Raw genomic sequence first — 23,826 nt, forward strand, 5'->3', positions numbered from 1 at the left:
TTATCCCAAAAGTCAAAAAGCAAAGGAGGCTCTATGAGTAAAACGCAAGAAGACAATCAATCAAGGCGTAAGTTTTTAAAAACTGCCGGGATTGGTGGTGCTGTGGTTGCGATAGGCTCCCTTAGTTTGAATGGATGTTCTGGAGAACATAAACAAAAAGAAGTCATCAAGGGCAAAAGCAAAAAGCAAGAGATTCTGTATCGCAGTGATACGCAGTATTGGCAGACATATTTTTCCGTTGCCAAATAACACATAAGGAGTGAAAATGAGTGAAGTGAATGAAAGACGCAACGCAAGACGCTCGTTCCTTAAGCTTTCCGCATTGGCTTCTGTGGCTGGTGTGAGTAGTGCTTTTGGGAATGAGAGTGAGCGTGTTATTAGAAAGGCAAGTGAGGCGGAGCTAAAGGAGCGTTATCCTAATGCAAAACGCGTAAAGACAATATGCACACACTGCTCTGTGGGCTGTGGGATTATCGCTGAAGTGCAAGATGGCGTGTGGGTGCGTCAAGAAGTCGCCCAAGATCACCCCATTTCACTTGGCGGACACTGCTGCAAGGGTGCGGATTTGATTGATAGGGCAAGAAGTGAGACGCGTTTGCGTTATCCACTTGAAAAAGTCAATGGTAAATGGGAACGCACAAATTGGGATAGTGCGATGGATAAAATCGCTTCAAAATTAAGCAAGATTCGTGAAGAGAGCGGACCTGATGCGGTAATGTGGATAGGAAGTGCGAAGCTCTCAAACGAACAAGCTTATTATTTGCGTAAGTTTTCTGCGTTTTTTGGGACAAATAACCTAGATCACTGCAATCGCGTTTGACACTCCCCAACAGTCGCCGGTGTGGCGAATACATTTGGATTTGGTGGAATGTCAAACCATATTGCTGATATGATGTTTTCAAAATACATCTTTATTATCGGTGCAAATCCTGCAGTGAATCACCCTGTGTCTATGGTGCATATTTTGCGTGCCAAAGAGGCTGGAGCGAAAATTGTTGTTGTAGATCCGCATTTTAGTAAGACTGCGGCAAAGGCTGATGAGTATCATAGAATCCGAAGTGGGACTGATATTGCCCTTGTGTATGGTATGCTTCATCATATTATTAAAAATGACTTGCACGATAAGAAATTCTTGCAAGAGCGGATTTATGGCTATGAGGAAATCATCAAGGAAGCGATGAAAATGACGCCTGAAGAGGCAAGTAATATTACTGGGATTCCCGCTGATACAATCCGTCATATTGCTGAAGATATGGCAAAGGCAAAGCCTGCAAGCCTTATTTGGAATCAAGGGCTAACACAGCACACAGTTGGCACAAGCAATACGCGGATTATGCCGATTTTACAGATGTTCTTAGGCAATATGGGTAAAAATGGCGGGGGTGTGAATATCCTACGCGGACACGATAATGTGCAAGGAAGTTCAGATATGGCAGCAAACCCTGATGTCTTGCCCGGATATTATGCGTTAAATGAAGCCTCTTGGCGACATTTTGCAAAGCATTGGTATGTTGAATATGAATGGCTACTCTCACGCTTTAAAGATAAAAAGATGATGGAATCTAGCGGTTATGCACATTCTACTTGGAAGTTTGGTGTGCTAGAACCTGAAAATGCGGCAAACAATGGCGATACAATGTTGCGTGCATTGGTGGTTATTGGCACGGGTATGACTTCTGTATCCTTGCTTGATTTGCAAAAAAAAGCGATGGATAAGCTAGAGCTTGTGGTGTTTATTGATCCATATGTGAATGACTTAGCAATTTATAGTGATAGAGATAATGATTTATTCTTACTCCCTGCGGCTAGTCAAATGGAAAGCTCTGGTTCAGTAGCGGCAACAAATAGAAGCTATCAATGGCGTTCTAAGGTGATGGAGCCACTTTTTGAATGCAAGGAAGATCAAGAGATTCTCTTTGAGTTTGCTAAGCGGTTTGGATTCTTAGAAGAGTATCAAAGAAGCTTGTATGAGATTGCTAAAAAAGATGGGCGAAGTGAATTTATATGGCCAGAAGATGCAACAACAGAGCTAACGCAAAGTATCCGCAGTATCGGTTTGCAAGGTATGAGTCCCAAAAGGCTAAAAGCACACCAAGAAAATTGGCATATGTTTGATAAGGTAACACTGGAAGGTAAGGGTCCATTTAAGGGCGAGTATTATGGGTTGCCTTGGCCTTGCTGGAGTGATAAACACCCCGGAACACCGGTATTTTATAATGATACCATTCCTGTTATGCGTGGTGGTATGGGCTTTAGGGTGAATTGGGGCGATACCTCTCCAGATGGGAAAAGTATGTTTTCAGCGCGTTCATTGCCCAGCTCTAAAATCGCCGGACATCCGCCTGTGAGTGCAGCAAATGCTGAATCTTTAGGCTTAAAATTAAGTGCCGAAGAGAAAAAGGCGGTTGAAGGTAGCACTTATGCTCTTGGCTTTGGTAATAATATTTTAGCTGAAAAGGCACTTGAAGCAGGACTTTGTCCTTATGGTAATGGAAGAGCTAGGGCGGTTGTGTGGAATTGGTATGATAAGATTCCATTACATCGTGAGCCTATCCACTCTGTGCGTGGGGATTTGGTGGATAAATATCCTAACTTCCCAGATAAGCCAAATCATTTTAGGGCAAATATCAAATACCGCTCACGACAGATTGAAAAAGATTGGGTAAAAGAATTCCCTATCAATATGCTAAGTGGGCGTTTAGTCTCACATATGGGAACAGGGACAGAAACGCGAAGTGCAAAGTATTTGGCTGAAGTGCATAGTGAAATGTTTGTTGAGATTCACCCCGATAAAGCTTTTGAGCTAGGTATTAAAGATGGTGATATGGTGTGGGTGTATGGCACAATGGATACTCGTGCATTGATTAAGGCTAAACTCTCATATCGTGTTGATGTCAATAGTGTGTGGATGCCTCAAAACTTCTCTGGGCTTGATCAAGGGCAAAGTCGCCTTGATAAATATCCAGAAGGCACGGCTGCTTATGCAATCGGTGAATCTGCAAATATGATTTCAAGCTATGGATTTGACTATAACACAGCTTGTCCGGAGACAAAATGCGGATTATGCCGCATTGAGAAAGCGTAGGGAGGTAGGCGATGAGTGATACTTTATTAAAAACGGGCTTAAATGATCTTGGACACGCAAGAATCAAGTTTTATTGCGATGATAATCGCTGTATTGACTGCCACGGCTGTGATGTAGCGTGTAAGGAAGCTCACCACTTGCCTGTGGGGATTAATAGAAGACGCGTTGTAACGCTCAATGATGGGATTGAAGGTGCGGAAAAATCTATATCAATTGCTTGTATGCATTGTGCTGATGCACCTTGTGCAAAAGTCTGCCCTGTGGATTGCTTCTATATCCGTGCAGATGGCATTGTGTTGCACGATAAGAAAACTTGCATTGGCTGTGGATATTGCCTTTATGCTTGTCCTTTTGGTGCGCCGCAATTCCCCAAATCTGATGTATTTGGCTCACGCGGCTCAATGGATAAATGCACATTCTGTGCTGGTGGTCCTGAAGAGACAAATAGCGAAGAAGAATATCGCCTATATGGGCAAAATCGCATTGCTGAGGGCAAAGTCCCTGCGTGTGCGGCGATGTGTTCTACAAAGGCACTTTTAGCAGGTGGAAGTGATGATGTAAGTGCCATTATCCGTGAGCGTGCTTTGAAAAAAGGGCTAGATCCTGCAAGGACACCGCATACTTGGCAAAAAGCCTATGGTGATTAATCTATAAGGAGTGATGAATGAAACATATCTTTATAGTATTGCTTGGGTGTGTGTTAAGTCTGCTTAATGCGTATGGTGCGGGAGATTCAGTGAGTGTGAGTGAGCCAAAGGGTGCGATTGAGTTTAAGACAAATACCGATATTTATGGCACGGCACAAATTGAGGCAATTAAGAATTGGGGCTTAGGCACAAACACAGCTGGGGTTATAGAATCTAGCGTTGTTGTAGGCAAGGGTGGGAGTATAGAGCCTCTCACTCACGGCAAAGATATTGGCGGGATTCGTGGCTGGAATGGTTTGGGAGAGCTTTTTACAATTTTGCAAGAGCAGTATTTTGCCCTTATCTTTTTGTTGATTGTGATTTTTGTGCCAATGGCGTTTTATGGGCATTATAAAATTGTTGGAAAGAGACATTATTCGCACGATAGCTTTTTGGTTGTTTTTACAAAATATAACATTATCGTGCATTGGTGTGCAGCAGTGCCTTTTGTAATGCTCTGTCTCACTGGGCTTATGATGGTTTTTGGTGATAAGCTTGGTGGGGGTGCATTGATACGATTTGCAAGAGATGTGCATGGGTTTGCCACATTGTTTTTTGCTGTGTTTGGGACACTAATGTTTTTGATGTGGGCAAAAGATTGTCTGTTTAAATCCTATGATATTAAGTGGATGATGATTTTAGGCGGTTATTTAGATAAGGTTAATCGCGAAGTCCCCGCACATAAATTTAATGCCGGGCAAAAGATGTGGTTTTGGGTGGCTACACTTGGTGGAGGCGTGATGGTTTTTACCGGTGCGGTTATGTTTTTCCAATGCACAGATATTAATACCTTGCGACTTATGGCGATTTTGCATAATGTGCTTGGTTTTGCTGTCATTGCTCTTTTGATAACGCATATTTATATGGCAGTCTTTGCCATTGAAGGTGCTATGGAATCTATCATCAATGGCAAAATGGGTGAGGAAGAACTCTCTATGCTTCATAGCCTTTATTACAAAGATTTAAAGGCTCAAGGTAAGCTAGATTCTATGCGGTTTAAACATTAAGGGCTTGTGCCACAAAAAGAGTGTATGTTGCAAAAGGGCTTGTGTTGAAAAAAGTCGTGCATAAAATGCGTATGTTAAGAATCCATAGAGATGGCAGGGCGGAGACATTACAAGATGATGTCATTGAGGAGCAACGCATAGCCTTTTATCTTAATGGCACAAAGCTTTTGTCGGTGATGAGTTTGCCTTATCACCAAGACGCTCATTTGGTAGGTTTTTTACTCAATGAGGGCGTGTTAGAATCTGTAAATGATATTATCTCGCTTGAAATTGCTAAAGATGGCTTAAGCGTGTATATGCAAGCTAAGATTAAAGAATCTAAACTCGCTCATCTCCATAAGGAAAAAACTTTAACAACAGGTTGCTGTGTGGGGGTGAGTGCGAATTTTGATGGTGAGATTACGCAAAAATTTATCGCTTCAACAATGCGAGTGAGTGCGGATAGAATCTTTGAGTTGATTGATGAGTTTAATGCCCCAAGTGAGCTTTTTTCGCAGACAGGCTGTGTGCATAAGGCTATGCTTGTGTGTAAAAAAACGCTTATATGCGAAGATGTGGGGCGACATAATGCTATTGATAAAGTCATCGGTATGGCAAGGCTAAGTCATTTGAGTTTGCAAGATTCTATTCTCATAGTAAGTGGAAGGCTTTCGATGGAAATGGTTATAAAAGCGGCAATGAGTGATATTCCTATGGTGATTTCTCGTGCAGCGACAACACACCTTGGTATTAAATCCGCACAGCTTTTGGGGGTAAGTCTTGTGGGTTTTGCTCGTGGCGATACGCTTAATCTTTACACACATACTTCACGCATTGTATGTTAGAATATTCAGTGTTTTTTACCTATTTTGTAAATAGTTGCATATACAACTATTTACAAAATTTGGTTAGAATCCCACTCCAAATTTTCACAATCATTATTTAGGAGCTATATGATGAGAAAAGGTATTTTATGTATGGTGTTTTTCTTTGCTTCGCAGATGTTTGCGGAGATTCAAGATGATAATTTTGAGCCAGAACAAGTATATCAGTTTGAGGAGGTGAGTGAATCTGCAAAGGAGGATTCCAAAGCTCAAGGAGACACTCAAATCTCAACTGATGAACGCGAGACAAACAAGACTTCAGGGCGACTTTTTACCTTGATAGAATTGTTAGAGGGAGCAAAGAAAAATTACAATCTTGAGGCTAAGGAGTTAGCGATTCTACAAGCTCAAGCGGTGAATCGTGCAGCGTATGGTGAGTTTTTGCCCACACTTGATGGCGCATATCAATACCAAGATACGGATAATCCAAGTATGCGGCTCAAAGCCCACACAAGCAGTGCAAAGGCGAATTGGGAGATTTTTAGCGGATTTAAGACTTATAATAAAGTGCGTGAAAAAGGCTTGTTGTATCGTGCAAGTATTGAGGATAAGGAGCATACAAAAGATCAATTATTTTTAAATATCATTGAGCAGTATTATGGATATTTTACTAATCGCGCACAGCTTTTAAGCCTTGAGCAGAAACGCACACAACTTGAATCTAGTATTAAACGCGTGGAGCGTTTGTATAATGCAGGGCTTACAACCATTGATGATGTAGAATCTTTGCGTGCAGAAGTCCTTGCCACAGAACACGAACTTGCTAATATTAAAATGGAGATTGAAAAAAATAAATTTATGCTTTCACTTTTATCAAACACGGAAGTAGAAGCGTTAGAACGCAAGAGTATCAAAACACCACTTTTCAAGCTTGATGAGAATAGGCACGATTTGAATATGCTTAATTTCCAAGCCCAAAGTGCTAAATATCAAGCAAGACAGATTAATTATTTACCGATTGTAAGCGTGAGTGATACCTATGTGATTAATAGTGATATTACTAAAAATGGCTCTCTTGCATTCAAGGACTTGCCACCGGGTATGAATGCAAATGATATGCTTCCTATGATTCAGCGTTCATTCCCACTCAATCAAAATCAAATTATGATAAGTGCAACCATTCGTCTTGATGCCCTAACAATCTATCGTCAAAATGAAGCAGCACGACTTGGCTATATGAAATCACTTAAAGAGCTTGCCTATAAAAAAGAAGAGCAGAAAAAAGATGAAAGAATGTATCGTAAAAGCCTAGAGATTGCCGTAGCAAAGATTAAGGCAAGTGAGGCAGCACTGCGTTCAGCAAATATTGCTTTTGACAATGTGGCTAAAAAATATGACGCACAGATTCTAAACTTTACGGATTATTTGCAGTCTTTGACAAAAAAGGTAGAGGCGGAGGCGACTTATAATCAGGCGTTAAATAACTATGAAATGCAAAAAGCATATTATATTTATTATAGCGGACAAGATTTGGCTCAACACATTGAATAAAATTGAGTAGTAAGCAACAAAAAAAAGGAGAAAAGATGAGAAAGATTCTATTGGTGGGATTAATGTTATTATCGCATATGTATGCGGGCGAAGATGTGTATGCGATTTTTAATGCTGAAGCGATAAAAGATGCGAATTTGAATCTCGCAACGAGCGGGATTGTATCAAATATTTTAGTTGATGTGGGGAGTGAAGTAAAAAAAGGAGATTTACTTCTCACACTTTTTAACCAAGATATAGAATCTCAAGCGCGTTCAACAGAGCAGCAATATATCTTTGCTAAAAAACAATATGAACGATATCAAAGAAGTGGTGGAGCTGTGGATAGAAACACACTTGATAGGTATAAATCAGAATATAAAAAGCTTGAGGCGGACTATTCTTACCAAATGGCGATGTTAAGCAAAACGCAGCTTAAAGCCCCTTTTGATGGTGTAATCGCTTCTAAAGAGATTGAGCTAGGCGATGGTGTGAGTGCCAATAGCACAAAGCTTTTTAGGCTGATAACTAAAGATGTAAAGCTTGTGCTTGAATTTGATTTTAAATACATCAGTAAGGTTAAGGTAGGTGATAGATTTGACTTCCGCATTGATGGGAGAAAAGAGGATTTGCACACAACTATTAGCAAAATTTATCCAACTGCCAGCACAAACACACGCAAAGTCAAAGCTGAAGCCATAGTCCAAGGTGTGATTCCCGGGACATTTGGTGATGGCTATATAAGGACAAAATAATGTATAAGTTTGCCATTACTCGCCCAATTACAACCTTGATGTTTGCTTTGGCTATTTTGTTTTTTGGGTTTTTGGGTGTGAAAAAAATGCCAACTTCACTTTTTCCGGATATTGATTTTCCTGTGGCTGTGGTGATTACAAGCTATCCGGGGGCAAGTGCGGAGATTGTGGAGACAAAGGTAACTGATAAGATTGAAGAAGCAGTTATGGGGATTGATGGGATAAAAAAAGTAACTTCTAGTTCAGCACGAAATGTGAGTATGGTTATTGTGCAGTTTGAGCTAGAAAAGCCCCTTGATAGTGCAGTCAATGATGTGCGGGATAAGGTAGGGTCTTTGCAGCTAGATTCTGGAGTAAAGACACCAAGTATCAATAAATTTGATAGTTCTTCTATGCCGATAGTTTCAATTTTTCTTACAAGCGATAAGGTGAGTTCGGCTGAGCTTATGCGACACGCTAAGGATAATATTAAGCCTTTATTGCAAAAAATATCTGGCGTTGGTGGCGTTGAGATGAGGGGGCATAGAGAGCGTCAAATTAGAATCTTTGTAAGCCCTAGTATGCTTAATAAATATGGTTTAACCTATACGGATATTTCTAATAAAATTGGGCTAGAAAATCTTGAAATAGATGGCGGTAGGCTTATTGGCACACTGCAAGAGTGGGCGATTACCACAGACGCACAAAGCACGGATTTAAGTGATGTGGGGAATATTCGCGTAGCTGAAGGCATTAGATTAGGGGATATTGCGACTATTGAAGATGGGATTGAAGAAGATAAGACTTTTGCGTCCTTAGATAAAACACCCGGCGTTATCTTTGAAGTGCAAAAAATTTCTGGAGCAAATGATATTTCTATTGCTGATGGGGTGATGAAAGTGCTTCCGCAGATTCAGGCAATTAGCCCTGATTATGAGGTGAGGGCATTTAAAGATACAACACAAAATGTCCGTTCGGCTATCTCTTCTGTGGAATTTGATGTGTTGTTGGGCGTATTTTTGGCAGTGTTTGTTGTGTTTATGTTCCTAAGGAGTGCGACTATTACGCTTGTGTCAGCTATGAGTATTCCTATTTCTATTTTTGGGACTTTTGCTTTAATGAATTTCTTTGGATTTTCGCTTAATATGCTAACACTTCTTGCTGTGGCTCTTGCTATTGGGATTATTATTGATGATGCCATTGTTGTGATTGAGAATATTCACAAAAAGTTAGAATCTGGTATGCGTAAGCGTGAGGCAGCCTATGAGGGTGTGCGTGAGATTGGTTTTGCGTTGATTGCTATCTCGGCTATGTTGCTTTCGGTATTTATCCCTGTGGGAAGTATGAGTGGGATTGTTGGGAGATTCTTCCAAAGCTTTGGGATAACCGTGGCAGCAGCTATTGGAATCTCATATATTGTTGTTATCACTATTATCCCTATGGTTTCTTCAATCGTGGTAAATCCCAAGCACTCAAGATTCTATTATCGCACAGAGCCATTTTTTAAAGCACTTGATAGCTATTATGTCAAAACCCTTGCCCTTGTATTGCGGAATAAGGTTAAGGTGATTGTGGGCATTGTGGGGGTGTTTTTTCTCTCCATTATGCTTTTGACTAAGATTGGTATGGAGTTTATTATCCCTGATGATAAGAGTGAGTTTCAAGTCTTTTTGGAGACAAAGCCCGGCATTAGTATGAGTGCAATGAAAGAAAAAACGGGAATCTTACAAGATATTGTTATGGCAAATGAGAATGTTGAATTTACTTCATTGCAGATTGGCTATACAAATGAGAAAAATATCTTTAAGGCTCAAATTTATGCGCAATTAAAACCGATTAAGGAGCGGAAACTTTCGCAGTTTGAGATTATGGCTGAGGTGGGTGAAAAGCTTAAAAATAGTGAGTTGGCTAATGAGTTTGTCATTTCACTATCAGAAGTCTCCGATATAGGCGGAGGGGATAATTCCCCTTATCAGGTGGCGATTCTTGCACCAAATGATGAGGCATTGCATAAGTCAAAAGACAATCTCATTGCATTGCTTAAAAATGACCCCATTCTTGCAGGAAAGGTAGATAATATCCATATCAATGCTGCGGATAATCTGCCTGAATATCGCTTAAAGGTGCTAAAACAAAATGCAAGTCGCTATGGCGTGAGTGCAAAAGAGATTGGGAATGTAGTGCGAGGGGCATTCTCTGGGGAAGCTGCTATTGGGTATTATAAAGAGCGTGGAAAAGAGTATGATATTACCATACGCGTGCCTGATACGGATAGAATCTCCATTAATGATATTAAAAAGCTTCAAGTGAAAAATGGCAATGGCGAGTTGATGTTTGTAGAAGGGCTTGTAGAGATAGAATCTACAACTGCACCATCAGTTATTACGCGTCTTGATAGGCAAAGATCACTTACCGTGTATGCCTACCCGATAAAGGATTCTGGAATCTCTTTGGGGGATATGATGAAAATTACTGCTCAAAAGCAGGGCGAGTGGCTTGAATCTGGAGCGACTTTTAGGCTTCAAGGTGAAGCAGAAAACGCACAAGAGATGATGGTAGCTTTTCTTGTAGCGGTTTTAACGGCTATTGTGCTTATTTATCTTATCCTTGCGGCGTTGTATGAGAGCTTCTTGCAGCCCATTGTTATTATGATGACCTTGCCTTTTAGCTTTTCTGGTGCATTTATCGCACTCTTTGTTGTGGGGCAGCCTTTCAGTATGTTCTCACTTATGGGGCTTATGATTCTTATGGGGCTTGTTGGGAAAAATGCGACTTTGCTTATTGATGTGGCAAATGAGAAAAGAAAAGAGGGGTATAGCACCGATGAAGCACTTATACTCGCTGGAGAATCTCGGCTGCGTCCAATTCTTATGACAACAATTGCTATGGTGTTTGGTATGATACCTTTGGCTATTTCTGTTGGCTCGGGTGCTGGTATGAAATCGCCTATGGGGATTTGTATTATTGGAGGGCTACTTTTCTCTATGTTTTTGAGTTTGCTTATTGTGCCTGCGTTGTATCGGTTGCTTGTGCCAATTGATGATTGGTTGCAGAGATTCTACAAACCTAAGGCGGAGGATAAGTTTTAACAAAGAGGTGCGATACAATATACAAAAACAAGCTATAATTGCGATATGAGCTAGATTCTAGGGCGAGGATATGAAGCAAATAGTATGTTTATGTATGTTTGTATGGCTTGGCGCACACGAGATAGATGATGCCCTAGCCCAAGAGTGCATTAAGCGGTATTATCCGCAGGTGGAGAGGATTGCCGATAATGAGGTGGTGCTTGAATCTGGGGCAAGATTTGTATGGAATGATGGCAGGGAGAAGGACTATGATGAGAAGATTCTATCCCCTGATATGAATGATGCTTTTAGCTATCCTTATCCACTTCAAGGCAATGTGCTGGATCGCAATAAAGATACTTCAAGGGTAAGGCATTTAGGATTCTATAAAGAGATTTATGGACACTCAGCAGATGAAGTGAAAACTCATCTTGTGAAGTTGCCGTGGTTTCCACATCGTTTTGAAAAGGGATTTGTGGTTGTTACAACGCTCAATGGCGTGAGCGAAGCCTTTGCTCGTGTAATGCAGAGGTTAGAGAATATACCCCAAGCATACCATCAGTTTTTGAGCGACCAAGATGCTTTTTATTGGCGTAATATTGCAGATTCTCCAAACCTCTCTCCACATAGTTTTGGGATTGCTCTGGATATTAATACGCAGTTTTCAAAGTATTGGCTTTGGGATAGAAAAGAACGCAATGAGTATCAATATGAAAATCAAATCCCCTTAGAGATTGTTCAGGCATTTGAGGCGGAGGGTTTTGTGTGGGGTGGGCGATGGTGGCATTATGACACAATGCACTTTGAGTATCGCCCAGAGATTATTTGCTATGCGAGGAATTTTAAGCCATTGCGGTAGAATCTGTTGTGTGTTTGTGTGGTGCAAAATAATATGATCACTTCAAGATTCTTATTTCACTTTGATTTGTGTGATTGATTATTGGTTTAAGGGTAGGTTTGCTATTTTTGGGTTTTTGAGAAATATTAACTTTTGATTGCCCCCCCCCCTGTTAGAATAACTCTTTATTTTGTAAAAAAGGAGTTAAGAATGGATTTTATTGCAAGATTATTTATTGGGTGGTCATCTATTGTTGAAGATAGAGCAAGTAGGGAGTTTTTTTCTATTATAGTGTTTATCTTAAGTTGGATAGCTTTTGTTTATGTTGTTAATATTCTATGCGAGATTCGCGATAGTCTTAAGATTATCCGTGATAATAGTAAAAAATAGAATCTACAATACAAATCGCATAAGTAAATAGCTACCCCATACAAATGCCACAAACAAACACGCCATAAGCTGAATAGCACTGCCCATATCTTTTGCTTTCTTGGCGAGTGGGTGAATCTCAAGGCTTGTAAAGTCAATAGCATTTTCAATCGCAGAATTGATAAGCTCTACAATCACGGAAAGCATACAAGGCAGAATCAACAAGATAAGCTCCTGCCAATTTTGTGCGAGAAAGAAAGCGGCGATACTTAGCACAAGCCCAACGATGAAAACCTGCCTAAAGCCCTCTTCTTCCTTCCACGCAGCCTTAATGCCATCAAGCGAGAAAAAAAAGGCATTATACAAACGCTTAAAGCCTTTCTTGCCTTTTTTGTCGTTGCGTTGATAGTTGTTCGTATTTTCCATTTTGCACCTATTGTGAGATGATGTCAAAAACAAAGTTATCTGCAAGGTAAGAGGTATAAGGATTGAGCAAAAACTCTTTAAGAGAGATAAACTCTTCTTGTGAATCTGCTTTGTGTTGAAATAAGAAACCAATCTGCTTACTCTTACCTAATATAAGGCTTTCAAGGGCATTGCCAAGCTCTATAATTTCATTATGATACATATCGCCCATCATTAAACTTAGCCCGATTGTTGCTAACATATTCACATTTTTGGCACTTTGCTCAAATCCCTCTTGGCTAACAGGCAGCCCTTTGGCATTGCTTTGTAGCTCATAATACTTATATATATCCTTGCTAAAGCCATTGTCTTTAAGCTTAAATGCAACATTGTTAAGGGCATATTTGTATTCTTCAAAATGCACAGAACTCTCCTCATTGATAAACGCATCAAAATAGAAATCTTGTAGAATCTTAGCGATATTTTGTGTTTTGAAGCTCTCGTGCTGATAGGTATCAACGCCTTGTATTTGGTAGGTTGCATTCTTGGCAGTAATGGTGCAGTCAAGATCTTCAGTCAGTTTGTCATCATTTTGTTTAAGTGAGATGGCACATTTTACATTATTGGGAAAAAAAGATGAAAAAAGAACAAGATTCTCTTTAGAACCCTTATCATCTGCATCAATATCTTTCACTTCAAATACTATGTCTTTGATATTTAATGACGCTTGAAGTGAAGTATTATCTATTGAATCTATATCAAATCCCATATTTTTAAGTGTTAAAACACCCTCTCCATCTGTGGCGACAATCTTTGGACTATAACAGCCTATACTTACAAGCCCACTACAAGAGAAAGGCTCCCACTCCGCAATATAACCACTCTCTTGGGCAAAAGATTCAAATTTTTCATTGAGCGTTTTTTCTATATGTGATTTTGTATCCTTTGTTTTGAATGAGAGAAACACTCCCAAACTTAATGCAATCAATGCACCTAAACCCAAAATAAGAGCAACTAGCTTTTTATTCATTGTTTTTCCTTTTGGTATGAAGTAATGGAATTTGCAGATTATAACATATAATCGTAATGAAAAAAAGAAAGAGATTCTAGCCCAAGCCCTATGTCAAGGCTAGGCTAGAGATTAAAGAAAGGCTATTTTGTGCTTATAGCACTAGCAGAAGTTTTATCAATTTCACTGAAATTATAAGGCTTTGTATTTTTGTCAAGCTCTAAAAGTTCCTTTGGAGCTTCGCCATTAACTTCGTGATGTTTGTAGTATCGCTCACCCGCTGTGTGTCCATTGAGATCAATCTTATACACAATCTCGCCGGGATTAAACTTCTGAATCTCCTCAAAGCCAAGATTTGAAGTTTTAAAGTTTTTAATGCCATTTTGATTAGCAATTTCAACAAGCTTTGTTTGTCCCATACGAGCCATTTCTACCGCTTGAAGTAGCATACGACTCGCTTCCCTTGGATTGTGGAATCCTGTGGAGTTTTCCGCTCCAACAAAATCCCCTCGCATTTGCCCTCTTCTATGAAGTTCAAGTGGCTCGGCTAGTGCTTTTGAAATTTTTGCATCATCTGGCTTGCCATCAGTTTGATATGCAGGAAGTTTGCCTAGCTCCTCACGCATTTTCTTAATATCAAAGATAAGGCTCACAGTTGCATACTCTGCACTTCTTAAATCAAAGGCAACAGATTTTTGAATATCAGCAATTTGCTTTTTGAGATATTCTTCACTTTGAGTATGGCAAGTTTTACACGCGGAGTTAATATCAAAGAGTGGCGATGTAACATTGTGCTGCGTAACTTTCTTGCCACCTGCACCTTTAACATAAGGCATATGGCAATCCGCACAGCTCACGCCATTGGCTGCGTGCACCCCACCGCTAAACATCTCATACTCTGGGTGTTGAATCTTGATCATAGAGGCTTTAGTTTCTTTATGTGTCCAATCCTCTTTAAATATCGGTCGCACTGCATCATAGTGAGCATCAAACATCTCAATTCTAAAAGGCTCATCTTTTTTCCATGCACTCCAAGGGAATGTGAGATTAATGCCATCTACCTCTATTTCAGTAGCTTTATTACCATTTCTCCAATGCTCATACTCATCGTAAGTCTTTTGTGTGCCATTCCACCATTTTTGACTACTATCACTTGCGATGCTTTCTCCCATAACTTTAACCTTTTCGCCTGTGGGCTTAAAGTAGTATTCCACATGGCATTGCGCACAAACAAGTGTTCTCATCTCTTTTCTATCTGCTTTGATACCTTGAACAGGATCTGTTTGATAGCCCCTATCCACAAGTGAATTAATAAGAGCTGGACGCACCACTCTTAGGCTCATATCATCAGGATTATGGCAGTCTGCACAGGTTACACCCATTCTCTTGCCTCCGTGTGGTCCGCCGTGTTCAGCAGAGCCTTCCTCTATACCATTGCGTGTAGGGACATTTTTAATCATTGTCCAGTATTTTGTGCTATTAAATGCGGTAAAGTCACCTTTAGCTACATTGTTGATAAGCCAAGGTGTCCAGCCGCTATGGCAGTTCATACACGCAGCAGGTTGTCCGCCAAATTTTGCAAATCCGTGTGCGTTTAAGAAATCTTTATTATTTCTTGCCGTATCCATTTGATCTACTTGAATCCAAAAATGCCCTCTCTCTTCATTCGCATCAAGGCTGAATGGATACCCTGCCCACAAAATTGTTAATTGCGGATAGCGGATAAGCTTTGAGTAGGCAAGATTCCCACCAAAATTTGTATATTTTGGTGCTTCTGTCTCTACTTTGAGATACATATCAAGGTATTCTGGGAAGTTTTTACCCCAAAAGTCAAAAGTTGGATTCTCATCAGTTAGCTCTACAAGCTGCTTTGAGATAACCCCCGTATTTCCCGCCTGTTTTGATGAAATGTCTTGATTGAGCCATAAAAGCCCAACAATCACAACAACAGCTACAACAACAAGTATAGGTAGCATTCCTTTCTTTTTCTGCATTTTTTCCTCCTTTAGTAAGTTTATTTAAAATCCGCGCTTATGCCCAACGCCTTCGTGGCAAGATACACAGCTTAAAGCACTGCTATCGTGTCCGGGTATGGTTGTGGGATTGACCGCATTTTGGACATATTCAATATGACATCGCACACAATTATCCTGCACCATTTGCTTACTTGCCTCGTTTGCACTAAGATTGGTTGGTAGAGATTCAAGCTCAAAAGTGAAAGCATAAGCGTGTCCTACACCACTTTTTGCTTTAGCAATCCATTTAGAAACAAATCCGTGTGGCAGGTGGCAGTCATTGCAAGTAGCCCTTGGTTGCCCTGCAATCTTTTGCGAGTGGGGCGCACTAAGATAGTCGCTATACACCTCATTCATAATGTGGCAGTTATTGCACGCTTCTGAATCGTTGCTAAGATAGGACATTCCCTTTGCGTTGTAGAAAGTATAACACGCTAGGATAAGTATCACAACAAGCAGAATGGCAAAAATGCTTGAGATGAGAGAGAAGGACTTTTTTTGTTGGCTTTGTTTCAATAGACCCTCCTTAAGTTGTTGCCTTATTTGTGTTGTTGAGTGAGAATTTAAGAAAATACTCGCTAGAATTTTATTATTATCATATTGAAAATGATTTGATTTACATCAAAAATAAAGGAATAGGTGTTATGTTTTTTTATACAAGTTTAGAATCTCCACTTTTTAAGAATGAAAATGTATGTTTTGCTTTGAGTGATAGGTATGGTGGAGTGAGTAAAGGGGTGTTTGATGGGCTAAATCTTGGCTATGGCGTGGGGGATTGCCAGCAAAGTGTAGATACAAATCATAGGCGTGTGAAAGAAGCGTTTGTAAAAACTTTTGGCAAGGCAGATTCTAGGGTTGGGCTTGGGGTTTGTGCAGCTGGTGAGAATGGAATGGATAGAGATTTTACTAAAAATGTCCCTATGTTTTATTGTCAGCAGATTCATAGCACAAAAAGTGTGGTTGTAGATGAGAATCTTGTTTCAAAATATGGGCGGTGTGATGGGAGGAGTATGTGTCTTGGGGAGGCAGATGCGATTATTACGCATTTGTCAAATGTGCTCATTTTTGTTATGGTGGCAGATTGCAACCCTATTTTGCTTTATGATAGGAAAAATGGGGTTGTGAGTGTGATACACGCTGGGCGTAAGGGTGTGTTTGATGGGATTTTGCCCTTTGTTTTTAAGCGTATGAGTGAAGTGTATGGCACGATGGTGGAGGATTGCTTGATGTATGTAGGGGCTTCTATTCGTTCTTGTTGTTATGAAGTGGGTGATGAGATACATAAACAAGCGGAGATTCTAGGATTTAATGATGTGTTTAGGGGGAAAAATCTTGACTTGATTGCGTGTCTCAAGCAGCAAAGTGAGAATCTGGGCTTAAATCCCAAACATATAGAGATAAGCCCCTTTTGCTCAAGTTGCGAAGAGGGGCTATACTCGTATAGGAGAGAGCATTCCACAGGGCGATTTGGGCTTTTAGTGATGCTAGCAGATAAAGATGGACACTAAAAGATTAAATCCAATCTAAAAATACATTTTTTGCAGACTTATCTTGTATGTTTTGTTTAAGTTTTGCTAGTTTTTTTGTCCCATCACTAAAGAATCTTTCGTGTGTCTCACAAGCAATATAGTCTATATGTTTATGCAAGTCTTGCTCTAATAAAGATTCCATAATATCAAATTCACTTCCTTCCACATCAAGCTTTAAAAAACCTATCTTGTTGTGCTTTGGCAAGATATGCTCTTTAATATATTGACTTAAGTCAATGACTTCTACTTCATAGGATTTTTGTGTATTATCCGCACTTTCTACAATGCGATTTCCCTGCGATAGCTCACCACACTCATCAATTAAAAATTGCGTTTGGTAATTTCTATTTGAAACTGCTTGATTATGTAATATCACATTTGGATTATCTTTATATTTGTTTTGTAAAAAGGCAAAAAGATATTTATTTGGCTCAAAGACATACACAATTGCACCGCAATGCAGGGCAACATCTGTAAATACGCCAATATGCCCGCCACAATCAATGCAGATTTCCCTTTGTATTTTCTCATTATTACCATAAGCATTACCATACACATACATTTGATGAAAAATCTTCCAATAATGCCTTGGCATATAGGCATTATGCATCATAATATCAAGTTTTCCTAAGCCATTTGGATCAGCTATCGCCCCAATAAGAAGTGTATTGAAATCTGTAATCCTTAACATATCTTTTTTGTTTACTGGTCTATTAAGTTTAAGTTTGTCCCAAAACCCCATATAAAATCTCCTATGAAAAATTTTACAATCCTACAAAAAAAAAAAAAATGATTGGATAATTTTTAACCAATAACATATATATCATCTTTGCACTTTGTGGAGGCAAAAAAATTGCAAACTCAAGTGTTTTTGAGCGTAAAGGTTGATTGTTCTTCGTGAGATAAGAGAGATATCTTGTAAAAAGAAAAGCAAGATAAACTCTTTTGTTAAACTTGGTAAGTATTTAGAATCTTATAACTGGGTTACCATTATTGGTGTTAAGTTTGTTTATTCTTTGGTTTCAAAATCCTTGCAAGTATGCAAGGGCAAATGCTTTATGGCTTTAAGTCTTTCATCTCCTTGCAAAAATGAAAGATTGCCAAATATGTCGCGACTTTGCCTTGCGTGGTGCGTGAAGCAATACTCTTGCAAAGGGGCAGTGGTAAATGCAAGTTTAGATTCTAGGCTTTCGTGGATAAAAAATACATTTGTCCCGCTAGAATCCGCCCCCACAAACACATATCCTTTCTTTTTGCCAAGTGCGATTAAAGCCTTTATACTTGCACCAAAATATAACCCACTATGATGCACACTAAATCGCTCAAAATCCGCCCTGTATGGCACACTGACACTAAGATTTTCCCCAAATATCGCATTATACTCCACCACCACGATAGCAGGTTTTACACACTCTATGGCTTCCCATACAAAATAATCCACCCCGTCAATATCAATGCTTAAAATAGCGATATTATCTAGCTTTCTAGAATCTAACCATTGCTTGATTAGAGTGTTTATATTATCCTTTGTGATAAAAGCACATTGTGCCTCTAAATCGTGCTTCCAATATATATCATCTTGTTTGATAGATTCAATATGTATCGCACTTCCATCCATAATAAATCCCATAAAATTCCGCTTTTTCAAAAGATAGCGAGTGTTGGATTCTGTATAATCTTGCACTCCAAATTCTACAAAAGCACGAGGATATGAAGAGTGTGGAACATCTAGCTCTAAAGCTTCAATCAGTAAATCCAAGATTCCATCCTCTCCATTTTGCGAATATGCACTAAACTCAAAATCACGAATATCTACTTGCCCCCCCCCCCCTATTATTTGCTGTCTATAAAGCTGTTTATGTTGGGTTGATAGGAGATTTGCGTGTAGCATAGTTGATTTATCAAGCTTAGAATCTAGCCCACTGGTGAAGTAGATTCTCAACTTTTTTAATATTTTTTTAAGAATTTTTTTCATTGCTGCTCCTTTTTGGTTGGTAGGCTAGGGCTTTTATCTCATAGCTGAAAATCTGCGGACTTGGTGCGTGGAAAGCACTATTTGTTATACGATTCCAAAAGGCAAAGTTAAGTTTGTAGAGTTGTAAAAAGATCTTGCGGATAATTCTTTTTACACCTTTTGTCCCTGCAAGAGCATCTTGATCTATGATGTCTATGTGGGTAAAGCCTGCCATTTTTAGCACATATATCAAGCTTCCAGCGGTAAAGAGTGTATTGTGAGTAAAATCTTCATACGCCCAGTAGCAGCCTGTATGGCTTTGGGCATTTGGCACTGCTATAAACATTTTTCCGCCTTCTTTCAAAATATGCTTCCTAAAATGAGCTAGGATCTCTACCACGCGCTCCTTTGGTAAATGCTCTAAAATATGTGTCGCAATCACTAGGTCAAACTTCTCCTGTGGTCTAAAATCTATAATATTTTCACACACCATAGATTCTATCCCTAAGCTTTGCACATAGGCAATGGCGTGTGGGTTGATGTCAATCCCAAGCAAGTAGGGCTTACTAGAGTTATTTCGCCCCCCCCCGCTAGAATCTATAAAGTTATAATTATGCTCTTTGATTGCTAAAAGATTTTGCCCAAAGCCACAGCCAAAATCTAAGATTCTAGCGTTTTTTGGTAGTTGGCAAATCGCTTCCTTAAAATACGCAGGCAACTTTGCTTCCTTGTAGGTCTCTGGGCTCACGCCCCTTGCTTCAAAATATTCACTCATTGTTGCTCCTTTGTGTAGATTTGCTCTATGACATCAATAACCTGCTTAGGCTGTATGTCGTTAATATCAAGTGTGCTTTTGTAGGCAAAGGCATTGCTTAACTCCTTGTATCTGGCGTAATTTGCCGTGATAAAGGGGTGCAACACAGGGTAGTATTTATCCCTTATCTCTTTAGGATAGGGGATAAATCTACCCAAATGGTTGCCGTTAGACACGACGACAATTATCGTCGTGTCTAACAAGGCACATAAATGCACCACGCTTGTTTCATTCGAAACAAGCAGGTTGCCGTTATACACGAGAAATGCCAAATCCACCAAAGTAGTTTTCCCCGCTAAATTACATAGGGATTGCCCACACCCTTTTGCTATGGGTTGTAAAATTTGCGTGAGTTTTGCTCCAGATTCCCTATCCGCACTCCCTCCGCATATAAGGATATTGTGCTTGTAGTTTTGCATAAGATATGCTCCAACTTCTGCAAAATGCTCTATGCTCCATTGGCGATATTTTGCACTTGCCCCTATGAATAACACGCTATAAGGCTTTTTGGTGGGTATTGCTCGTGTGGGTGGGTAGTGGAGATGAAGCTTTGGAGAAGTCTCAAGGGGCTTTTGTAATACATACTCAAAAAACTCTTTATTACGATAAAACTCAAATATAATATCCTTGGTGCTTGGTGTTAGGGTTGTGTAGATTCTATCGTGGCGTGTTTTTTTGCGTGGAGAGAGATTGACATCATCGCCTTGTGGAGCGATTTTGTTTAGGGCATTGATATGTGAAGCAAGGGTGGTATTGAGCTTGTCGCGAGAATGCACGGGGTTTATGAGTAGCTCATAGCCTATTTGCTTGATTTGGCGTAGGATTGTAATTTTCTTATAAATATGTTTTGTTTGAAAATGTGCTGTGTTAATCCAAATGCAATTATCACAATATGATGAGTCAAAATACTCATACAAGGGCTTCCACGCACTATTGCCAATAAGTGTGATGTGGTAGTTAGGATAGGCTTTTCTCACTTCACTTAAAAAGGCACGAAAAAGCAGGTAATCCCCTATGGCATCAGTGCGGAGAATGACAAGTGATTGTGGCGTGCAGATGCGTTTGGGTGTGAAAGTTAAGATTTTGATAGATAGCTCTATAATGGGTGACAAAACCGAACGCAGAATGAGTTTTAGCATTGTGCCATAAGTCTCAATAAGAGATTGATTAATAATTTTTGTATGATTTTGAAAGAGTTTATGAAATATGGAGCATAGCTGAATCCTCGTGCAATTTAGACATAGAGTTTGTATCACAAAACTTGCACATGCTTTTGGTAATATTTTGTGTAGTCTAATACAAGCTCTACCAGCTCCACCATCATCTTGACTAACAAGGTGTATAATTCTCACTTGCGTAGCTCCCAAATAAAGTTTAGTTTCAATTCAGATCAATCATAAAACAGCACAATCTACAATAATTTTCTAAATTTGTCTTTGTGAAGTGGTACGCCCAAGAGGATTCGAACCTCTGACCTACGGCTTAGAAGGCCGTTGCTCTATCCAGCTGAGCTATGAGCGCACATCTATTCTCGTGTTGCTTCAAAAGGCTTAGACATTAAAAAAGCCAAATGCTTAAGACAAACCTTGGTTGCGGGAGAGGGATTTGAACCCCCGACCTTTGGGTTATGAGCCCAACGAGCTACCGGACTGCTCTATCCCGCGTCAAACTAACACCACTATTGCAAAAGTGCTAGAAAATATGTGAAAACCCTGTGAGTTAAATTAAAGAAGTGGCTGGGGTAAAAGGATTCGAACCTCTGAATGCCTGGACCAAAACCAGGTGCCTTACCGCTTGGCGATACCCCAATGAAAAACGAGGTGCAATTCTAGCGAGTTTGTTGCGATTTGTCAAGAGATGGAAATCACTCATAATAAACGCGGAGATTTTTGATGTTTTTTGTGAAGTTTGATGAGTGCTACCTTGAGTGCTACCTTGGTAACTTGATTTTATATTTACCATAGGTTAGCCCCATTATTTTACAATCAATTCTATTCCTTGGAGAAACAATAGTGGTGATTTTAGCCATCATTTGTGTCAAGGAAAATTTAATTAAAAAAAGGAAAGTAACTATGAGTAAAGTGGTGGAACTTCTAAAACAGATTCAAGCAGATGCATCGGTATTTTATGTCAAGGTGCATAATTTTCATTGGAATGTGAAGGGTATGGATTTTCACCCTACACATAAGGCAACGCAAGAGATTTATGAGCAGTTTGCTGATGTTTTTGATGATGTAGCAGAGCGTGTATTGCAGCTTGGCGGAATGCCTTATGTAACGGTTAGCGATATGCTGAAAGCAGCAAAAATTAAAGAGGAGAGCAAAACAAGCTTTAATTCAAAGGAAATTGCTCAGGCAGTTTTGGCTGATTATGAGTATTTTCTCAAGCTTTTTGTGGAGCTTTCAGCCCAAGCAGATAGCCAAGGGGATAAGGTCAGTGCAGCGTATGCTGATGATAAAACAGGAGAGCTACAAAAAGCAATTTGGATGCTAAAATCTCAACTTGCATAGGTTTGATACCTCTTTAGAATTGTGTAAATTAGATTCTAAAGAGGGCTTAGGCTATAAACTAGAATCTAACTTTAATCTCAATAAATGTCTAGTAATTTGTTTTATTTTTATACAATCACAACATTTTAAAAAACTTAAAAATCCTAAGGATAGTTTAATGTATCAAACGCGTATGAAAGAAGCTATAGAAGCGATTAAAAAAGGTGAAATGATTATCATAATGGACGATGAAGATAGGGAGAATGAGGGCGATTTGGTAATGGCTGGAATCTTTTCTGCACCAGAGAAAATAAACTTTATGGCACAAGAGGCAAGGGGGCTAATCTGTGTATCTATCACACAAGAGCTAGCTCATAAGCTAGACCTACCCCCAATGGTGCAAAGAAATGATAGCAACCACGAAACCGCCTTTACCATATCCATTGACGCTAAGGAAGCAAAGACAGGGATTTCCGCATACGAGCGGGATTTAACAATCCGTCTAATGTGTGATAGCAACGCAAAGCCTAGCGATTTTGTGCGTCCGGGGCATATTTTCCCCCTTATTGCAAAAAGTGGTGGCACACTTATTCGCACAGGGCATACAGAAGCGAGTGTGGATATTTGTAGGCTTGCTGGTCTTGCACCCATTAGCGTGATATGTGAGATTATGAAAAAAGATGGCACAATGGCTGGACGGGGGGATAAATTCCTTCTTGATTTTGCCAAGATTCATAATTTAAAGATTCTCTATGTTAGCGACATTATTCAATATCGCTTAAATTTTGAGAATCTTGTGCGTGAAATCCGCCGCGAAAAAGTGGTATTTATGGATAAAGAATGCGAGAAAATCACCTTTTTAGACCATTTAGACAATGAACACATCGCCTTTAGCTTTAGTCCGCAGGCGACAACACCGCTTATTAGATTCCACAGCACAAGCAGTGATATTGCTCTTTTGACAGATTCTAGCGAGTGGCAAGCCTTGCAAAAAAGCATAGAGCTACTTTCACAGCAAGGTGGCTATCTCATCTGCCTTGATACTACTGCAAAGAATGTTGCAAGTGGGAGTATCGCAAAAAATTGCGGTGATATTAAAGACTTTGGAATCGGCGCACAGATTCTAAAAACACTTGGTGTGAAAGACTTTGTCCTATTAAGCTCTACTTATGCTAATAATAACTATAATGCCTTAAGTGGCTTTGACTTGCATTTGCAAAAGAGTGTTGAGGTGTAGGAGGAAATGAATATGTGTAAAAAAAGTGAAATTTGTCTCTTGAATATGGACATCGGGGTTTTTATGGAATCTTTGCAGTTTGCACAAAAGATCAATATAGTTAGCATTCTTACACCTAGCATTTTGTTTATCGTAAGTATCATTTTCCCACGAAGTGTGCGTATGTTAGTTAGTGTTGCGGGGGGGGGGGGCTTTATAGCTTAGAATCTCATAGTGTTGTATCTTGGGCTTCTTTATTCTCTTTTTCTATCAAA

22 protein-coding genes and 3 tRNA genes are annotated in these 23,826 nt (G+C 39.6%); 14 read left to right on the top strand and 11 right to left on the bottom strand.

The annotated features are described in order from the left end of the window. The first annotated feature begins 33 nt into the window (after positions 1-33). The 10 genes from EBF12_RS07410 to EBF12_RS07460 all read left to right on the top strand — a co-directional run bounded on the left by EBF12_RS07410 (position 34) and on the right by EBF12_RS07460 (position 12,141). Positions 34-249 carry a twin-arginine translocation signal domain-containing protein gene (locus tag EBF12_RS07410; protein WP_034586595.1) on the top strand — a complete coding sequence of 72 codons (216 nt, stop codon included), beginning with the start codon at positions 34-36 and terminating at the stop codon, positions 247-249. Positions 250-265: 16 nt separating this feature from the next. Continuing rightward, positions 266-3,085, top strand: a complete 2,820-nt coding sequence (locus EBF12_RS07420) for a molybdopterin-dependent oxidoreductase (protein WP_244196444.1) — start codon at positions 266-268, stop codon at positions 3,083-3,085. A gap of 11 nt (positions 3,086-3,096) precedes the next feature. Further along, positions 3,097-3,732, top strand: coding sequence for a formate dehydrogenase FDH3 subunit beta (gene fdh3B, locus EBF12_RS07425; RefSeq protein ID WP_121727091.1), 636 nt, complete (start codon positions 3,097-3,099; stop codon positions 3,730-3,732). A gap of 17 nt (positions 3,733-3,749) precedes the next feature. Next, positions 3,750-4,778: a formate dehydrogenase subunit gamma gene (locus EBF12_RS07430; RefSeq protein ID WP_121727092.1), complete on the top strand. Its 1,029-nt coding sequence runs from the start codon at positions 3,750-3,752 to the stop codon at positions 4,776-4,778. Between the two features lie 44 nt (positions 4,779-4,822). After that, positions 4,823-5,602, top strand: coding sequence for a formate dehydrogenase accessory sulfurtransferase FdhD (gene fdhD / locus EBF12_RS07435; protein WP_121727130.1), 780 nt, complete (start codon positions 4,823-4,825; stop codon positions 5,600-5,602). A gap of 108 nt (positions 5,603-5,710) precedes the next feature. Continuing rightward, positions 5,711-7,132, top strand: coding sequence for a TolC family protein (locus EBF12_RS07440; protein ID WP_121727093.1), 1,422 nt, complete (start codon positions 5,711-5,713; stop codon positions 7,130-7,132). A gap of 35 nt (positions 7,133-7,167) precedes the next feature. Next, entirely contained in the window at positions 7,168-7,866 is a 699-nt protein-coding gene (locus EBF12_RS07445) for an efflux RND transporter periplasmic adaptor subunit (protein ID WP_121727094.1), read from the top strand. Further along, positions 7,866-10,934, top strand: coding sequence for an efflux RND transporter permease subunit (locus EBF12_RS07450; RefSeq protein WP_121727095.1), 3,069 nt, complete (start codon positions 7,866-7,868; stop codon positions 10,932-10,934). Before EBF12_RS07445 ends, EBF12_RS07450 begins: the two co-directional genes overlap by 1 nt. Positions 10,935-11,004: 70 nt before the next feature. Continuing rightward, complete coding sequence (locus tag EBF12_RS07455; RefSeq protein WP_244196446.1) at positions 11,005-11,772, top strand: M15 family metallopeptidase; 768 nt, start codon at positions 11,005-11,007, stop codon at positions 11,770-11,772. A 189-nt stretch (positions 11,773-11,961) separates the two neighbouring features. Beyond that, positions 11,962-12,141 carry a hypothetical protein gene (locus EBF12_RS07460; protein WP_121727096.1) on the top strand — a complete coding sequence of 60 codons (180 nt, stop codon included), beginning with the start codon at positions 11,962-11,964 and terminating at the stop codon, positions 12,139-12,141. Positions 12,142-12,144: 3 nt separating this feature from the next. Here the strand turns inward: EBF12_RS07460 and EBF12_RS07465 are convergent, their stop codons facing one another. From EBF12_RS07465 to nrfH, 4 genes are all read right to left on the bottom strand, one after another. After that, on the bottom strand, positions 12,145-12,546 hold the full coding sequence (locus tag EBF12_RS07465; protein WP_121727097.1) for a diacylglycerol kinase: 402 nt from the start codon (positions 12,544-12,546) through the stop codon (positions 12,145-12,147). Between the two features lie 7 nt (positions 12,547-12,553). After that, on the bottom strand, positions 12,554-13,555 hold the full coding sequence (locus EBF12_RS07470; RefSeq protein ID WP_121727098.1) for a hypothetical protein: 1,002 nt from the start codon (positions 13,553-13,555) through the stop codon (positions 12,554-12,556). Positions 13,556-13,677: 122 nt separating this feature from the next. Beyond that, positions 13,678-15,528: an ammonia-forming cytochrome c nitrite reductase subunit c552 gene (locus tag EBF12_RS07475; RefSeq protein ID WP_121727099.1), complete on the bottom strand. Its 1,851-nt coding sequence runs from the start codon at positions 15,526-15,528 to the stop codon at positions 13,678-13,680. Positions 15,529-15,552: 24 nt separating this feature from the next. Further along, the gene (gene nrfH, locus EBF12_RS07480; RefSeq protein WP_002956289.1) at positions 15,553-16,065 is read right to left on the bottom strand and encodes a cytochrome c nitrite reductase small subunit; all 513 of its coding nucleotides are present in this window, start codon (positions 16,063-16,065) and stop codon (positions 15,553-15,555) included. Positions 16,066-16,193: 128 nt separating this feature from the next. On the opposite strand from nrfH, the gene EBF12_RS07485 reads away from it, so the two are divergent. Next, entirely contained in the window at positions 16,194-17,057 is an 864-nt protein-coding gene (locus tag EBF12_RS07485; protein WP_121727100.1) for a purine nucleoside phosphorylase YfiH/LACC1 family protein, read from the top strand. 4 nt (positions 17,058-17,061) lie between these two features. Here the strand turns inward: EBF12_RS07485 and EBF12_RS07490 are convergent, their stop codons facing one another. The 7 genes from EBF12_RS07490 to EBF12_RS07520 form a co-directional block, all read right to left on the bottom strand. After that, positions 17,062-17,820, bottom strand: a complete 759-nt coding sequence (locus tag EBF12_RS07490) for an FkbM family methyltransferase (protein ID WP_121727101.1) — start codon at positions 17,818-17,820, stop codon at positions 17,062-17,064. A 267-nt stretch (positions 17,821-18,087) separates the two neighbouring features. Then, complete coding sequence (locus EBF12_RS07495; protein WP_244196447.1) at positions 18,088-19,053, bottom strand: hypothetical protein; 966 nt, start codon at positions 19,051-19,053, stop codon at positions 18,088-18,090. Next, positions 19,037-19,807 carry a class I SAM-dependent methyltransferase gene (locus tag EBF12_RS07500; RefSeq protein WP_121727102.1) on the bottom strand — a complete coding sequence of 257 codons (771 nt, stop codon included), beginning with the start codon at positions 19,805-19,807 and terminating at the stop codon, positions 19,037-19,039. The genes EBF12_RS07495 and EBF12_RS07500 overlap by 17 nt, the downstream gene beginning before the upstream one ends. Beyond that, positions 19,804-21,198, bottom strand: coding sequence for a glycosyltransferase family 9 protein (locus EBF12_RS07505; protein ID WP_244196448.1), 1,395 nt, complete (start codon positions 21,196-21,198; stop codon positions 19,804-19,806). The genes EBF12_RS07500 and EBF12_RS07505 overlap by 4 nt, the downstream gene beginning before the upstream one ends. Positions 21,199-21,290: 92 nt before the next feature. Further along, positions 21,291-21,367 (bottom strand) — tRNA-Arg (locus EBF12_RS07510). Between the two features lie 66 nt (positions 21,368-21,433). Beyond that, positions 21,434-21,510 (bottom strand) — tRNA-Met (locus EBF12_RS07515). 69 nt (positions 21,511-21,579) lie between these two features. Continuing rightward, positions 21,580-21,654: transfer RNA gene (locus tag EBF12_RS07520), tRNA-Gln, on the bottom strand. 264 nt (positions 21,655-21,918) lie between these two features. On the opposite strand from EBF12_RS07520, the gene EBF12_RS07525 reads away from it, so the two are divergent. From EBF12_RS07525 to EBF12_RS07535, 3 genes are all read left to right on the top strand, one after another. Next, complete coding sequence (locus tag EBF12_RS07525) at positions 21,919-22,356, top strand: Dps family protein (protein ID WP_121727103.1); 438 nt, start codon at positions 21,919-21,921, stop codon at positions 22,354-22,356. 157 nt (positions 22,357-22,513) lie between these two features. Further along, the gene (locus tag EBF12_RS07530) at positions 22,514-23,572 is read left to right on the top strand and encodes a bifunctional 3,4-dihydroxy-2-butanone 4-phosphate synthase/GTP cyclohydrolase II (protein ID WP_121727104.1); all 1,059 of its coding nucleotides are present in this window, start codon (positions 22,514-22,516) and stop codon (positions 23,570-23,572) included. A gap of 12 nt (positions 23,573-23,584) precedes the next feature. Beyond that, entirely contained in the window at positions 23,585-23,776 is a 192-nt protein-coding gene (locus EBF12_RS07535; protein ID WP_157979074.1) for a hypothetical protein, read from the top strand. The last annotated feature ends 50 nt before the right edge of the window (positions 23,777-23,826 follow it).

The sequence above is a fragment of the Helicobacter labetoulli genome (genome assembly GCF_003670275.1).
Classification (GTDB): Bacteria; Campylobacterota; Campylobacteria; order Campylobacterales; family Helicobacteraceae; genus Helicobacter_C; species Helicobacter_C labetoulli.

What these genes read in the sequence shown, in the direction of transcription:
- EBF12_RS07535 (WP_157979074.1), top strand. Translation starts at nt 23,585, where the DNA reads ATGTGTAAAAAAAGTGAAATTTGTCTCTTGAATATGGACATCGGGGTT.
- EBF12_RS07460 (WP_121727096.1), top strand. Translation starts at nt 11,962, where the DNA reads ATGGATTTTATTGCAAGATTATTTATTGGGTGGTCATCTATTGTTGAA.
- EBF12_RS07475 (WP_121727099.1), bottom strand. Translation starts at nt 15,528, where the DNA reads ATGCAGAAAAAGAAAGGAATGCTACCTATACTTGTTGTTGTAGCTGTT.
- EBF12_RS07410 (WP_034586595.1), top strand. Translation starts at nt 34, where the DNA reads ATGAGTAAAACGCAAGAAGACAATCAATCAAGGCGTAAGTTTTTAAAA.
- EBF12_RS07455 (WP_244196446.1), top strand. Translation starts at nt 11,005, where the DNA reads ATGAAGCAAATAGTATGTTTATGTATGTTTGTATGGCTTGGCGCACAC.
- EBF12_RS07430 (WP_121727092.1), top strand. Translation starts at nt 3,750, where the DNA reads ATGAAACATATCTTTATAGTATTGCTTGGGTGTGTGTTAAGTCTGCTT.
- EBF12_RS07500 (WP_121727102.1), bottom strand. Translation starts at nt 19,807, where the DNA reads ATGAGTGAATATTTTGAAGCAAGGGGCGTGAGCCCAGAGACCTACAAG.
- EBF12_RS07495 (WP_244196447.1), bottom strand. Translation starts at nt 19,053, where the DNA reads ATGAAAAAAATTCTTAAAAAAATATTAAAAAAGTTGAGAATCTACTTC.
- fdh3B (WP_121727091.1), top strand. Translation starts at nt 3,097, where the DNA reads ATGAGTGATACTTTATTAAAAACGGGCTTAAATGATCTTGGACACGCA.
- EBF12_RS07445 (WP_121727094.1), top strand. Translation starts at nt 7,168, where the DNA reads ATGAGAAAGATTCTATTGGTGGGATTAATGTTATTATCGCATATGTAT.
- EBF12_RS07465 (WP_121727097.1), bottom strand. Translation starts at nt 12,546, where the DNA reads ATGGAAAATACGAACAACTATCAACGCAACGACAAAAAAGGCAAGAAA.
- EBF12_RS07440 (WP_121727093.1), top strand. Translation starts at nt 5,711, where the DNA reads ATGATGAGAAAAGGTATTTTATGTATGGTGTTTTTCTTTGCTTCGCAG.
- EBF12_RS07470 (WP_121727098.1), bottom strand. Translation starts at nt 13,555, where the DNA reads ATGAATAAAAAGCTAGTTGCTCTTATTTTGGGTTTAGGTGCATTGATT.
- EBF12_RS07490 (WP_121727101.1), bottom strand. Translation starts at nt 17,820, where the DNA reads ATGGGGTTTTGGGACAAACTTAAACTTAATAGACCAGTAAACAAAAAA.
- EBF12_RS07530 (WP_121727104.1), top strand. Translation starts at nt 22,514, where the DNA reads ATGTATCAAACGCGTATGAAAGAAGCTATAGAAGCGATTAAAAAAGGT.
- EBF12_RS07525 (WP_121727103.1), top strand. Translation starts at nt 21,919, where the DNA reads ATGAGTAAAGTGGTGGAACTTCTAAAACAGATTCAAGCAGATGCATCG.
- EBF12_RS07485 (WP_121727100.1), top strand. Translation starts at nt 16,194, where the DNA reads ATGTTTTTTTATACAAGTTTAGAATCTCCACTTTTTAAGAATGAAAAT.
- EBF12_RS07450 (WP_121727095.1), top strand. Translation starts at nt 7,866, where the DNA reads ATGTATAAGTTTGCCATTACTCGCCCAATTACAACCTTGATGTTTGCT.